At 58.4% G+C, this 12,986-nt stretch carries 14 protein-coding genes; 13 read left to right on the top strand and 1 reads right to left on the bottom strand.

The features are described from left to right. From OC445_RS21560 to OC445_RS21615, 11 genes are all read left to right on the top strand, one after another. Positions 1–529 (top strand): tail fiber assembly protein (locus OC445_RS21560; RefSeq protein WP_315986352.1); only part of this gene is annotated, 529 nt, incomplete at its 5' end. Between the two features lie 103 nt (positions 530–632). Then, positions 633–1,799, top strand: coding sequence for a phage tail sheath family protein (locus OC445_RS21565; protein WP_223018365.1), 1,167 nt, complete (start codon positions 633–635; stop codon positions 1,797–1,799). 12 nt (positions 1,800–1,811) lie between these two features. Beyond that, a complete protein-coding gene (locus OC445_RS21570) occupies positions 1,812–2,315 on the top strand; it encodes a phage major tail tube protein (RefSeq protein WP_056783396.1) in 504 nt (167 codons plus the stop codon). 14 nt (positions 2,316–2,329) lie between these two features. Then, positions 2,330–2,929 carry a phage tail assembly protein gene (locus OC445_RS27210; RefSeq protein ID WP_082587710.1) on the top strand — a complete coding sequence of 200 codons (600 nt, stop codon included), beginning with the start codon at positions 2,330–2,332 and terminating at the stop codon, positions 2,927–2,929. Between the two features lie 150 nt (positions 2,930–3,079). Continuing rightward, entirely contained in the window at positions 3,080–6,226 is a 3,147-nt protein-coding gene (locus OC445_RS21585; protein WP_262020340.1) for a phage tail tape measure protein, read from the top strand. Positions 6,227–6,235: 9 nt separating this feature from the next. After that, entirely contained in the window at positions 6,236–7,081 is an 846-nt protein-coding gene (locus OC445_RS21590) for a phage tail protein (protein ID WP_262020341.1), read from the top strand. Then, positions 7,056–7,262 (top strand): tail protein X, encoded by a 207-nt coding sequence (locus OC445_RS21595; RefSeq protein WP_046071201.1) that lies wholly within the window; start codon positions 7,056–7,058, stop codon positions 7,260–7,262. Before OC445_RS21590 ends, OC445_RS21595 begins: the two co-directional genes overlap by 26 nt. A 93-nt stretch (positions 7,263–7,355) precedes the next feature. Then, positions 7,356–8,402 (top strand): phage late control D family protein, encoded by a 1,047-nt coding sequence (locus OC445_RS21600; RefSeq protein ID WP_262020342.1) that lies wholly within the window; start codon positions 7,356–7,358, stop codon positions 8,400–8,402. Between the two features lie 47 nt (positions 8,403–8,449). Continuing rightward, positions 8,450–9,013, top strand: coding sequence for a glycoside hydrolase family 19 protein (locus OC445_RS21605; RefSeq protein WP_262020343.1), 564 nt, complete (start codon positions 8,450–8,452; stop codon positions 9,011–9,013). After that, positions 8,995–9,537, top strand: coding sequence for a lysis protein (locus tag OC445_RS21610; protein WP_262020356.1), 543 nt, complete (start codon positions 8,995–8,997; stop codon positions 9,535–9,537). The genes OC445_RS21605 and OC445_RS21610 overlap by 19 nt, the downstream gene beginning before the upstream one ends. Before the next feature lie 149 nt (positions 9,538–9,686). Next, entirely contained in the window at positions 9,687–10,481 is a 795-nt protein-coding gene (locus tag OC445_RS21615) for a DNA adenine methylase (RefSeq protein WP_262020344.1), read from the top strand. A 5-nt stretch (positions 10,482–10,486) separates the two neighbouring features. On the opposite strand, the gene OC445_RS21620 is transcribed toward OC445_RS21615, so the two are convergent. Next, complete coding sequence (locus OC445_RS21620) at positions 10,487–11,188, bottom strand: SOS response-associated peptidase family protein (RefSeq protein WP_262020345.1); 702 nt, start codon at positions 11,186–11,188, stop codon at positions 10,487–10,489. A gap of 100 nt (positions 11,189–11,288) precedes the next feature. On the opposite strand from OC445_RS21620, the gene OC445_RS21625 reads away from it, so the two are divergent. Together OC445_RS21625 and umuC are read left to right on the top strand one after the other, a co-directional pair. Then, complete coding sequence (locus OC445_RS21625) at positions 11,289–11,714, top strand: LexA family protein (RefSeq protein ID WP_023658794.1); 426 nt, start codon at positions 11,289–11,291, stop codon at positions 11,712–11,714. Next, positions 11,707–12,981, top strand: coding sequence for a translesion error-prone DNA polymerase V subunit UmuC (gene umuC, locus OC445_RS21630; protein WP_262020346.1), 1,275 nt, complete (start codon positions 11,707–11,709; stop codon positions 12,979–12,981). Before OC445_RS21625 ends, umuC begins: the two co-directional genes overlap by 8 nt. The last annotated feature ends 5 nt before the right edge of the window (positions 12,982–12,986 follow it).

Raw genomic sequence — 12,986 nt, forward strand, 5'->3', positions numbered from 1 at the left:
ATCCTCGAGCCTCTATGACTATCAGGGCGGCCAGTGGCTCACCCCTCGCTGGGCAGCCGTTCAGTTGGGTCGCCATCGGCCTTTAAGGAGAGAACCAATGTTTGCATCAAAATCCAATCGCGGCTTCTACGATGCCGAAATCCATGGGGCGAGTCTGATTCCTGACGATGCGATAGAGATCTCTGCTGAGTATCACGCAGAGCTGCTCGCGGGGGAGTCGGAAGGCAAGATTATTACCTGGGGTGATGACGGTCTCCCGGTGCTGGTTGATCCGCCGCCGCCCAGTGATGAGGCGTTAGCTGCTGTTGAGCGGGCTTGGCGGGATCAGCGACTATTTGAAACGGATGGTTCAGTTTCGCGCCATCGGGATGAACTGGAAGAGGGTCAAATTACCACCCTGACTCCCACGCAGTACACCGAGCTTCAGGCTTACCGCCGAGCACTGCGAAACTGGCCAGAAGCGGGTGAGTTCCCGTTGACTGAACACCGACCGCCAACGCCCCTCTGGGTGGTTGACCAGCTGCAATAAACGCCGCGCATCGAAGGGGCGTTTTCTTTTCCTCCACTCGCAACACAAACACCCTCCCGGCCTCGCTTACGCGGGGCTTTTTCGTTTCTGGAGCATTAGCTTTATGAGTTTCTTTCACGGCGTTACTACAACGGATATCAAGACAGGCGCGCGCACTATTTCCTTGCCATCGTCTTCCATCATCGGACTTTGCGACACCTTCACCCCAGGCGTCCTCGGCGGCGGCACCGCCAAGGCCGGCGAGCTCAAGTTGATCACCACCGAGCGCGAGGCTATCACTGCCTTCGGTGCTGAATCGGCGATCACCAAGGCTTGTAAAGCGATCTACACGAAAGCCAAAGCGGTGATCGTTGCCATCGGCGTGCCGAAGCTCGAAGACGCGGCGCTGCAAACCTCGGCGATCATTGGCGGCGTTATGGCCTCGGGTCAGCGTACCGGCCTACAAGCCTTGCTCGATGGCAAAAGCCTGTACAACGCGCAGCCGCGGCTGTTGATTGCGCCGGGTCACACGGCCACTCAGGCGGTCGCTACCGCGCTTGATAGCCTGGCGCAGAAGCTGCGGGCAATCGGCATTCTTGATGGCCCTGGCACAACGGATGAGGCGGCGATGCTTTATGCCGATAACTTTGGCAGTCGCAACCTGTTCATGGTCGATCCGGGCGTTCAGTACTGGGACACTGAGTCCAGCAAGACAGTTGATGCGCCGGCTTCGGCCTGGGCGGCGGGCTTGTTCGCCTGGACCGATGCTGAATACGGCTTCTGGGCTTCGCCGTCTAACAAAGAGTTCACCGGTCTGACTGGTACGACCCGAGCTGTCGAGTACTTGGACGGCGACGAGACGTGCCGGGCGAACCTGCTGAACAACGCCAATATCGCGACGATCATTCGCGACGACGGCTATCGCTTGTGGGGTAACCGCACGCTGTCGAGCGATCCGAAGTGGGCGTTTGTCACGCGCGTTCGCACGCTGTTCATCCTTATGGATGCTGTGCAGGCCGGCCATAAATGGGCTGTTGACCGCTCGATCACCAAGACCTACGTCAAGGACGTTACGGATGGGCTGGATGCGTTCATGCGCGACCTCAAAGCCCAGGGCGCGATTATCAATTTTGAGGTGTTCCCGGACACCGAGCTGAACACTGCCAGCCAGATCGCCCAGGGCAAAGTTTATTGGCGCATCCGCTTCACCGACGTGCCGCCGGCAGAAAACCCGAATTTCCTTTTCGAAGTCACCGATCAGTGGATGACCGAAGTTCTTGAAGCAGCCTAAGGGGCCTAGTCAATGATTCCTCAAACCTTGTTTAACACGAACCTGTTTGTCGACGGCGTGAACTTCGCTGGCGACGTGCCGAGCCTTACGCTGCCCAAGCTGACCACCAAGACTGACGAGTATCGCGCTGGCGGCATGGCCGGTGCGATTGAGATGGACCAAGGCCTGGAAAAAATGGAGGCGTCCTTTGTTACCAAGGGCGTGCGCCGCGAGTCGTTGAAGTACTTCGGTCTGGCCGATGGCACCGCTTTCAATGCGACGTTCCGGGGTGCCTTCAAGGGGCAGAAAGGTGCCGTCACGGCGGTTGTCGCTACCCTGCGCGGTCGCCTCAAGGAGCTCGACCTGGGGGACTGGAAAGCCGGTGACCCTGCCGAGATCAAGCACGCCGTGGCAGTCGCCTATTACAAGCTCGAAATCGACGGGCGCCTCATGTACGAAATCGACATGGTCGCCGGTGTTCAGGTGATCGACGGCAAAGACCAACTCCTTGAAGTGCGCACCGCACTCGGCCTCTAAGGGAATAGATCCAAATGAATAAAGCAACGTCCAAAGCAGTACCGGCTTGGCTATCACTCACTGCGCTTGCAGCCGTCGTAACGCTCACGCGACCTAGCAATGCCAATGGCGTTCTGGTCGAAACATTGACCTTGCGGGCCCCGCTGGTACGGGAAGTGCGAGCAGCCGACCGCGCCTCTAATGGCGACGAAGAACAGCGAGAACTGATGTTGTTTGCTGGTTTGGCTGAGGTGGGTGTTAAGGATCTTGAAGGCCTGAAGCTGGCGGACTACCGCCGTGTTCAAGCCGCTTACGCACACTTGGTGCCGGATACCGACTATTCGGAATCAATGCCGTCGTGGCTGTCGGTCAACACTGATCGCGCCCAGGTCACCCTGACCTGCCCAAGCGAAATCAATGGGGTATCGGTTGATACCTTGGTCCTGCGCTCCCCGACAGTGGGCGATGTGCGCGCGGCTAATCGTGACGCGGGCGGAGATGACGAACAGCGTGAATTGATTTTGTTTGCCGCGCTTGCCGGTGCGCCTGTCACGGACCTGGAGGGCCTGAAGCTGGTGGATTTTAACCGTCTGCAGGCCGGCTATTTTCGTTTGGACCAAGACGACGGGGTTTAACCCTCACGTCATAAAGATGGCCGCGAAACGTCTGGCGGCGGAAACAGGATTTTCCGCTGCTGAGATTTTGTCGATGCCCTTTGCAGAAATGGTGTGGTGGCTCACGGACTGAGCCGCCTTCGATAAGGCTATCCAAATGAGGGCCGTGACATGGCGAACAAAATCGCCCTCGGGCTGGTGATCGGCGGCGCCGTCAGTTCGACTGTCGGTGCTGCGTTTAAAGATGTAACGGGGCGCATCAAGCGTCTTGAGGCGGAAGGCAACAAGGCGCGTGTCCTGCAGCGCACTATCGGTGACACCATTCGCCTGCGCGACGAGTGGAAGAAAGCCCACGACAGCGGATCACAGGGCGCGACCAAGTTGTTAGGCCGGTTGAATTCCAACCTCGATAGTTTGAAAAAGCAGGGAATCGAGGTTGGCCGACTGGAGAAAGCCTATCGCTCTATGGGGCAGACAGCCATCAAGGCGGAGCTCAAAGCCAAGGGGCATCAGCAGATCGATGCTGGTAAGACTGGCATGAAAAGCGCTGTCGGTGCCGCTGTCGTCGGTGTCGGCATGCTGGCTGTTCCGACCAAGGTCAGTGCGGATTTTGGGGCCATTGTTCGTGATATCGCGATCAAGGCCGGCATTGCCAACAAACCGCAAGAACAGGAGATGTCGCGCAAGATCATTGATACGTCACGCGACACGGGCATGGCGCGTAACGATGTAGCCGATGTGGTCAACCAATTGGTTGGCGCCGGCATGGATTTGAGCAAGGCCCTGGAATATGCGCCAGTCGCGGCCAAGTTCGTCGTGGGGCAAGGGTCGAGCGGTGTTGATACAGCAAAGATGATCAACGCACTGGGGCAGAATGCCAGGATCACAGATCCTAGGCAGATGCAGCAGGCCCTGGAAGCAATTGCCTACCAAGGGCAGGCCGGTAGCTTTGAAGCGGCCGACATGGCCAAGTGGTTTCCTGAGCTGTTGGCGAACATGGGTAGCCTCGGCATTACCGGCATGGATGCGGTTACACAGTTGGGTGCCATGCTGCAAGTGCAGATGAAATCTGCCGGCGGCGCCGATGAGGCGGCAAACAATCTCAAGAACTGGATGGGCAAAATCGGCTCTGGCGACACCGTCAAGGCGTATGCAAAGGCGGGCATTGACTACAAAGGGTCGATGCAGACCGGTTTGCAAAACGGTATGTCCACCCTTGAAACCAGTATGTCGCTGGCGCAGAAGTACATTCAGGCCACGGATCCAAAGCGCGCGGCGGCGATGGCTGAGGCGACGGCGAAGATCAGCAAGGAGTCGGACCCGGAGAAAGCCAAGGCCATGATGGCCTCGCTCGAGGAGTCACTGCGCACCGGTGACCTGTTCGCTGACATGCAGGTAAAGGCTGCGCTTTCTGCCTATATGCAGAACAAGGCGCTGTACAGCCAGCTTAAAAACGATTCGCGCGATGCAACGGGCATTCTCGACAAGAACCTCAGCGAACGACGTGAGGCGTCGTCGCAGAAGTGGGCCGAAATGGCCCAGTCAATGGATGACGCCATGCGCAGCGTCGGGGACGCCCTGCGCCCGGTCACAGATACCGTGGCGCAAGGACTGACCAAAGTCACCAGGGGCATTACCTCGCTGTCTGACAGCGCGCCAGGTATGGTGACGGCTATCGCGGCGGTCGGGGGAGGGTTTGTCGCGCTCAAGGGGCTGCTCAGTTCGTTCAAAATCGCTAAAGGTTTGCTCAACGTCGCGCGGGGATCGTTGGGTGGCAAATCCGGCGAAGTGCAAAAGGTCTTTGTGACCAACTCCAAGGATGGCGCTGGGGGAGTCGGAAAGGGCGGCGAGGCGAAAGGTAAGGCCGGCAAGGCCCTGTCGTTAGTTGAGACTGGGCTCAAGGCAGTAGCCGCTCTCAAGGGTGAATCGGTTGATGGTGAGGGAAAGGATGAGAGTAAGACCGGTAAGTTAGACATCGTCGCTACTGGCCTCAAAGTGGTTTCGCTGGCTAAAGAAGCGGTATCTGGCGATGACAGCGCGGGAAATGACGATGCTGCGTCGAATGGCGACGGCGTCCAAAAGGTCTTCGTCGTTAACTTGAATGCCATGGGGGCCCCTGGGGGGCCAGGTGAAGCCCGCCGACGTGGGCGCGGTTCAAGACGTAATATGCCGCGACGTCGGCCGACCTCGCTGCGTGCTCGGATGCCGGCTCCGCGTCCACCGGCACCACGGCCTGCAGCACCGACTCCGCGTACTCCGGTGCCACGGCCTGCAGCACTGGCTCCGCGTCCGGTGCTGCCACTGCCTGCAGTACCGGCTCCGCGTCCGCCGCTGCCACTGCCTGCAGCACCGGCTCCGCGTCCGCCGCTGCCACGGCCAGCAGCATTGGTCCCGCGCCCGGCGGTGCCACTGCCTGCAGCGCCGGCTCCGCGTCCGCCGCTGCCTCGGCCGGCAGTACTGGTCCCGCGTCCGCCGGTGCCACTGCCTGCCGCACCGGTTCCGCGTCCACCGCTGCCACGGCCTGCGGTACCGGTACCACGTCCGCCTATTCCACCAGTCTCTATTTCAAGCGGGGCGATAGCGAAACTGGGCGGGGTTGTGCAAGCGGTCGGTAAGATCGGTAAAGCCGCCAAGGCAATACCTGGTGGCTCGCTCATCGAGGCCGGCGCCATGGCCTTTGACACCTATGAGAATGCTAAGACCAAGGACGAAAAGGCCGAGGGTTATGGCGCTGCCGCTGGCAATCTCGCCGGCACTATGGCCGGTGCTGCTGCAGGAGCGGCTATTGGCTCGGTGGTGCCTATCATCGGCACCGCTATTGGTGGTCTGGTAGGCGCTTACTTAGGGAGCATGGGTGGTTCGGCGCTGGGCAGTGCTGCAGGTAAGTCGTGGTTCGGAGGGGAGGACGAAAAGCCCGCGCCACCGGTAACGCCGTTGCTGATGGCGCCTCGACCGGGCTCAGCCATTCCAAGCTTGGCCGCCATGGGCAAGTCATTCAACCGGGCGGACGGTACGGGTGCATTGCTGATGGCACCTGCACCGCAAGCGCCGGTCCTGGGTGATGTAGCGCGCTCTCTGGCCGTGTCAGCGCCTACCAAACCAGCGGCTGTAGCGATCCAGCTCAAAGAGCCGGAAAAGCCTGTCCCGGCCAAAGTGGAACAGCAGTTTCAGTATTCGCTGAGCATGCCGGTTACGGTGCAAGGGGATGTGAAAGACCCGCAACGCTTGGCGCAAGATCTAATGCCGCACATGCGGTTAATGATGGCTGATGTGGCGAAGCAAAACGCCGCGAAGCTGTACGACGAGCCGCACCTGTAAGGAGGGCCTATGGCTTATATGGAACAGATGCAGTCGGGCTTCAAGTACCTGGTTGAAGCCGGGGAGGCTGGTAGACGTAGTGCTGAAGGCATGCTTGGGCCCGTCAACGGTGCAATAAGGGAGATAACGGGTGCAGCGGCCGAGCTGGAAAATATCCCGCTTGTGGGGCCTGCTGTCGGTGCCAAGCTTCAGCGGGTGATGCGCGGTGTGGATGCGGCACAGGCCAAGGCCGGCCAGGTGCTGGCTGTGTACAGTCGTGCGACACGGGGCGCCGCCGAAGTGCAGGAGCGAATGGGGGCGTTGAAGGAGCAGGCGGGAAAAGCTGCGACGGCGATCAACAAGGTCGCCGGAAAGGTCAATCCGTCGTTGGCAAACATCGTGCCCACCAGCGCATTTGCCGTGGATGCCACGCCGGCACCGGAAGCGGTGAAGCCATTTCCGCACCTGCTGATCATCCAGCCCAGGGATCCTAAGATTCAGCCGTACTACTTCAACTTAGATACGGCGGCCTTCGACGAATTGAGTCGCTCGACCGAATTCCGCTGGGCTTCACAGGAGCGGCTATCGCGGCGCCCGGCGCAGCAGGCCGTGGGCATGGGCGAAGAAAAGCTCACACTCAAAGGTACGATTTATCCCGGCTTCAAGGGTGGCCTCAAGCAGCTTGACACGTTACGCACCATCGGTGGGCGGCTGCAACCGCTCACTCTGACCACGGGTTATGGCGAGGTGATTGGCACCTGGTGTCTGAAGTCGATCAACGAGGAGCAGGGCGCGCTGCTGCACGGCGGTATTCCGCGTAAACAAGTATTCACTCTGGAGTTCACGCGCTATGGCGACGACATGCAGAACGTCTGACGGGGACATGCTCGATGTCATATGCAATAACGTTTATGGGCACTTAAACGGCAGCGTCGAGGCAGTTCTGGATGCCAATCAGGGCTTGGCTGACGAGCCCCAGCCCTTCCGCGCTGGTGTGGTGATTCTGCTGCCGGATCTGCCAGCCCCGACCGAGGAAGGGATTAGCTTGTGGGACTGACTCCGAACGGCACCGCCTGCAGCCCGTTGCGTTAAGCGAATAGAAACTTTGTATTCAGCCCGCCCTGTGCGGGTTTTTCTTTGGGAAAAAACCATGACCCCCACTTTTCGTATCGTTGCCGACGGTGCCGATATTACGTCCAAGATCAATGATCGACTGTTGTTACTTAGGACTTCTGACAAGCCGGGTATGGAGTCCGACGAGTTTGAATTGCGTATCGATGACCGCGACGGCCAGGTGCAGTTGCCCCGGCGCGGTAGCTCAATCGAGATTCACCTGGGCTATGCCGAAACGTCTTTGATGCGCCTAGGGCTTTACGCGGTCGACACGGTCGAAGTTTCCGGCCCGCCGGACACGATTGTGATCAAGGGTAAGGCCAGCGATATGCGCGGCAGTGGTAAGACTATCCGCAGCGGAAGCTGGGAGGATGCGCCGTTGTCGAAGATCGTGGCCGACATCGCGGCTCGAAATGGCTGGCAGGCAGGTTGTCCGGTGGCGACGAAGGTCGCTCGTGTGGATCAGCTCAACGAGTCCGACTTTAATTTCATCACGCGCCTGTCTAAGCAATACGACTGCACGGCCAAGGTCGCAGATGGCAAATTGTTAGTGATGCCACGCCAGGGAGGGCAGACAGCCAGCGGCAAAACGTTCGGGGCGATCACGTTGACCCGCAGCGATCTCAGTCGCTGGCAGTTCAGCTTAGGGGATCGCAATTCGCACAAGGCCGTGGCGACTAAGCATCAGAACAAAAAGGACGGCAAATTGGCGGTGGTCACCATCGACAACGATGACGCTCCGGATGGCTTGCCGGCGGTGCACACGGATCGGCATATCTATCCGAACAAGACTGCTGCTGAATCAGCAGCCAAAGCAAGGTTAGCGGCATTCAATCGCTCGACCGCCGACGTGCGTTTCGAGATGCCTGGCCGAACTGACATTTTTGCCGAGCGCCTGATCAACGCCCAGGGCTTCAAGGTCGGGCTGGATGGCGAATACCTGGCAGATTCAGTGGAGCAGGTGTTTACCCAGTCTGGCTGGTCGACCACGGTCGAGTGCAATGCCGGCAAGCAAGGCAAATCCAAGGGTAAGAAAAAGAAGGAAACGAAGCCGCTCAAGGTCGTGAGCGTCGAGAAGCTGTAATGCAATCCACCGCCGCCTGAGTGCGGTTTTTTTTGTCCGGAGTTTTTATGACGATCACTGAACAACAGCTACAACGCATCATGCCAAACGCCCGCCGCCAAGCGGGCGTTTTTGTATCTGCCCTGAACGCGGCAATGGCGCATCGGCAGATCAATACACCGAAACGCCAAGCTGCTTTCCTGGCGCAGCTTGGTCACGAGTCCGGGCAACTGCAGTACGTCCGCGAATTGGGTGGGGATCAATACCTGAGTAAATACGATACCGGCACTCTGGCTGCCAAGCTTGGTAATACCCCAGCTGCAGATGGTGATGGTCAACGCTATCGTGGCCGAGGGTTGATCCAGGTAACCGGGCACGATAACTACCTGCGCTGCAGTCTGGCACTGTTCGGGGATGAGCGATTGTTGCGCACTCCCGAACTGCTCGAGCAGCCGCAATGGGCGGCAGAGTCGGCGGCCTGGTTCTGGTCGGTGAATGGGCTGAATGCGCTCGCGGATCAGGATCAGTTCAACACCATCACCCGCCGGATCAATGGCGGCCTTAATGGCCTGGAGGATCGGCTGCAGTTGTGGGCCAGGGCGAGGGCGGTGTTATGCGTCTCTTCGATCTGATCCCGGCGCAGTTCCGTATCGCCGCTATCAGCTTGCTGTTAGTGGTGGTGGCCGCAGGATCTGCAGCGTTGGCCTGGACTGCTCAGGAGTGGCGTTATGGCAGCGTGCTGGAGCGGCAAGCCAGGCTGCAGGCGGACACCCTCAACGAAATATCCCAAGCTTCTGCTGCTCTGCAGCGTTCAGAGCAGGACAAGCGCCTAGCCCTGGAGCTCCGCCTGCAGAACAAAGACGAAACCCACTACAAGGAATTGACCGATGAGCAAATCAAGCAGGCTCGTCTGCGTGATCGCCTGGCTACTGCTGATCTGCGGCTGTCAGTCGTACTCGCCGCCACCGAAACCACCGGCAGCTGTTCAGTGCCAACCACCACCGCCACCGGCCGCGTGGTTCATGGCGCCACAAGAGCCCAACTTGACCCAGCGCATGCTCAACGAATTATCGGAGTCACCGATGCCGGCGACCGAGGATTGATCGCCCTGCGGGCCTGTCAGGCTTACGCAAAAGAAGTTTCTACACCGAAGTAAAAGGAGCGGCCGGGCAGGATGCGTCAACATCCAACCCGGCCACCTTCCCCGCAGATCGTCCCTGCAAGTCCAGCCAAGGCTCCTGCTTCGTGCACAAAGCGGAGCGAGCCTAGCACTGTTTATCCATACAGCAAAGGTCTTGCTTTTTTATGTCTACACCCATCGTCCCTTGGATGGGCGGCAAACGCCGCCTGGCCGACCGCCTTATCCCGCTCTTCCCGCCACACGAATGCTACGTTGAAGTCTTTGCCGGCGGCGCCGCGCTCTACTTCATGCGTCCCCAGGCAGCGCCTGTTGAAGTTCTTAACGACATCAATGGCGACCTGGTCACGCTGTACCGCGTCGTGCAGAACCATCTGGAAGAATTCGTCCGCCAGTTCAAATGGGCGCTCAGTTCCCGCCAGGTGTTCGAGTGGCAAAAGATGACCCGCCCGGAAACCCTCACCGACATCCAGCGCGCCGCCCGTTTCTTTTACCTGCAGCACCATGCCTTCGCGGGCAAAGTGACCGGGCAGACGTTCGGCACTGCAACGACCGGCCCAGCCATTAACCTTCTGCGGATCGAGGAAAACCTGTCTGCAGCATGGCAGCGTTTATCCGGCACTTATGTTGAAAACCTGGGCTGGCTTGAATGTGCCGAGCGCTACGACCGTGCCCATACGTTCCACTACATGGATCCACCTTACTGGCAGACCGCCGGCTATGGTGTGGATTTTCCATTTGAGAATTACGAGCGCATGGCCGACTTTATGCGGCGCTGCAAAGGCAAGGTGATGGTCAGCATCAACGATCATCCCGATATCCGGCGAGTGTTTGATGGGTTTCACTTTGAGATGGTGGACATTCGATACACCACTTCCAATCAACGGCAAGGAAAGAGTGAGGTTAGCGGTGAACTGGTGATCATGATCTGGGAGCCAGCCGCATTGGGAGGACTGTTCTGAAAGCATCAAACATCCTTGCATGGCACTGGCAGCAGTAAGTCAGCCCCCTGGTTTTTCACACTCCCCACTGCTTTGCCAACCGCATACCACTCAAAGTCCTCCACAGGCTGGCAACATTCCTTTGCTATTTCCTCGGTGCGGGCTGGAGTAAGGTCGGGGTCGATCCATTCCCTAGCGTGCTCTGGCGTCAGCACCAAAGGCTTGCGGTCGTGTATGTCCACCATGCCCTGATCACTGGCGGCGGTGATGATCACGAATCCATCGCCGTCGTGTGGATCCAGGCCAGGATGAACTTGGGCAAGTGCACCAAAGAACATGGGTTTCTGACTCTTCAGGCGAATGAAGTAGGGCTGCTTTCTCTTCGGATCGTCAGGGTCTTTAACCCACTCATACCACCCTTCACTCGGCACCAGGGCTCGGCCATTCGGCCAAAGTTGCTTAAAGAATTTTCCCGTGGTGACCGTCTCTACGCGTGCGTTAATCGGGTCGGGGCGTTTGCCCTTGGCCCAGAACGGCGCCCATCCCCATTTGACTGCATCGATATGCAGCCCATCCTCTGCGGCGTGCAGCAACTGAACCCGTGTCGAGGGAGCGACGTTGTAGCGATCAATTGGCTGAGCGTCATAGCCGCTGAATAGCTCTATTTGGGGACTTAGTTCTTCAATGAAGATCGCCATCCCTTCGTACTGCACAAATCGTCCGCACATACGCCTTCTCCGTCTGTCGAAATCCCCTACAGAAAAATTGACCGCAAGCGTCCTACAAAGTTAACTGTACATTCGTACAGTATCTGTAAAAGGCCGCATCATGAGCTTCACCATTCTAGGTCCTATCGCTGAGGCAGGCGCGAAGCTGCCTATGTGTTCGTTCCAGGTTCCGGCTGGCTTTCCTTCGCCGGCAGCGGATCACATTGAGCAGCATATTTCATTGGACGAGGTCCTGAATATCCGCGCACCGCATGTGTACCTGGTAGCCATCACTGGGGAGAGCATGCAGGGGATTGGTATCTTCGAAGGCGATCTCGCGGTGGTGGATCGTGCCATTGAGCCTGCACATGGGCATGTGGTGGTGGCGCTGCTGAATAATGAGCCCGTCTGTAAGCGTCTATGTAAGCGTGGCCGGGAGGTGATCCTGCTGTCAGAGAACCCCAAATATCCGGCGCGTTATGTTCTCGAAGGGGATGAGCTATCAATCTGGGGTGTGATCACCAGCACAGTGCGCAGTCATGTCTAAATCGCCTGTATTCGCACTTGTCGACTGCAACCGTTTCTACGCTAGCTGTGAGCGCGTGTTTCGCCCGGATCTGGCGCGCGTCCCAATCGTCGTCTTGAGTAACAACGATGGCTGTGTCATTGCGCGTAGCTATGAAGCTTCTCCCTTCGTCAAAATGGGCGAACCGTATTTTCAGATTAAGCACAAGCTCAGACAGCACGGGATTGCGGCCTTCTCGTCGAATTACGCGCTGTACGGGGATATGAGCCAGCGCGTGATGAGCGTGATTGAGTCGCTGGTGCCGGCCGTTGAGGTGTATTCGATTGATGAAGCTTTTGCAGACCTAACCGGTATTGCCGGTTTGGACGCCCTGGGCCGACAGATCCGCGCCCAGGTACTTCGCTGCACCGGCATACCTGTTGGTGTTGGTATCGCTCATACAAAGACCCTGGCGAAGCTGGCAAACCACACCGCGAAGCGTCTGCAATCGCAGACCGGTGGTGTGGTCAATATTACCGACCCGGTTAAGCGGGACTGGGTGTTGCGTAATACGGACGTGGCGGAGGTGTGGGGCGTTGGCCGAAAGATGAAACTTCACCTCGATGCGATGGGAATCAAGTCTGCAATGGATTTGGCTAAGGCCGATCCATGGACGCTCCGCAAGAAGTTCAGCGTTGTGATCGAGAAGACGGCCAGGGAGCTGGGCGGCACACCTTGCTTGGAGCTGGACGAGCCAGATCCGCCAAAGCAGGAGATTTGTTGCAGTCGCATGTTCGGCCAGCGGCTGACGGAACTGCCGCCTATCAAAGAGGCGGTGGCCACCTACATGATGCGAGCTTCTGAGAAGCTTCGCGCCCAGAATTCGCTGTGTAAGAAAGTGCGCGTCAGTATACGCACCGGGATGTTCAATCCTGAGGAGGCGAAATTCGCCAACGGTGTGGTGGTAGATATGCCGTACCCCACTGACGACGTTCGTCTGCTCACCCAGGCGGCGATTGACGCGCTCGAACGGATATTCCGGCCAGGCTTCAAGTACAGCAAGGCAGAGGTGATGCTGCTCAGCTTATGCCAGCCCGGAGAGTTTACCGATGATCTGTTCGCTGCATCGCAACCTGCCGAAGCCACAAGAGTGATGACCGTTTTGGATCAGATCAACGGGCGGTGGGGAAGGGGCACTTTGCGCTCTGCTAGTGTACCTGCGTGCCCCGAGTGGGGGATGCGTAGAGAGATGATGAGCCAGAGTTTCACTACGCGCCTCAGTCAATTATGGATTGTCGACTGTAAATAAATTGA

The organism is Pseudomonas sp. Pse35, assembly GCF_024519715.1.
Classification (GTDB): Bacteria; Pseudomonadota; Gammaproteobacteria; order Pseudomonadales; family Pseudomonadaceae; genus Aquipseudomonas; species Aquipseudomonas paracarnis.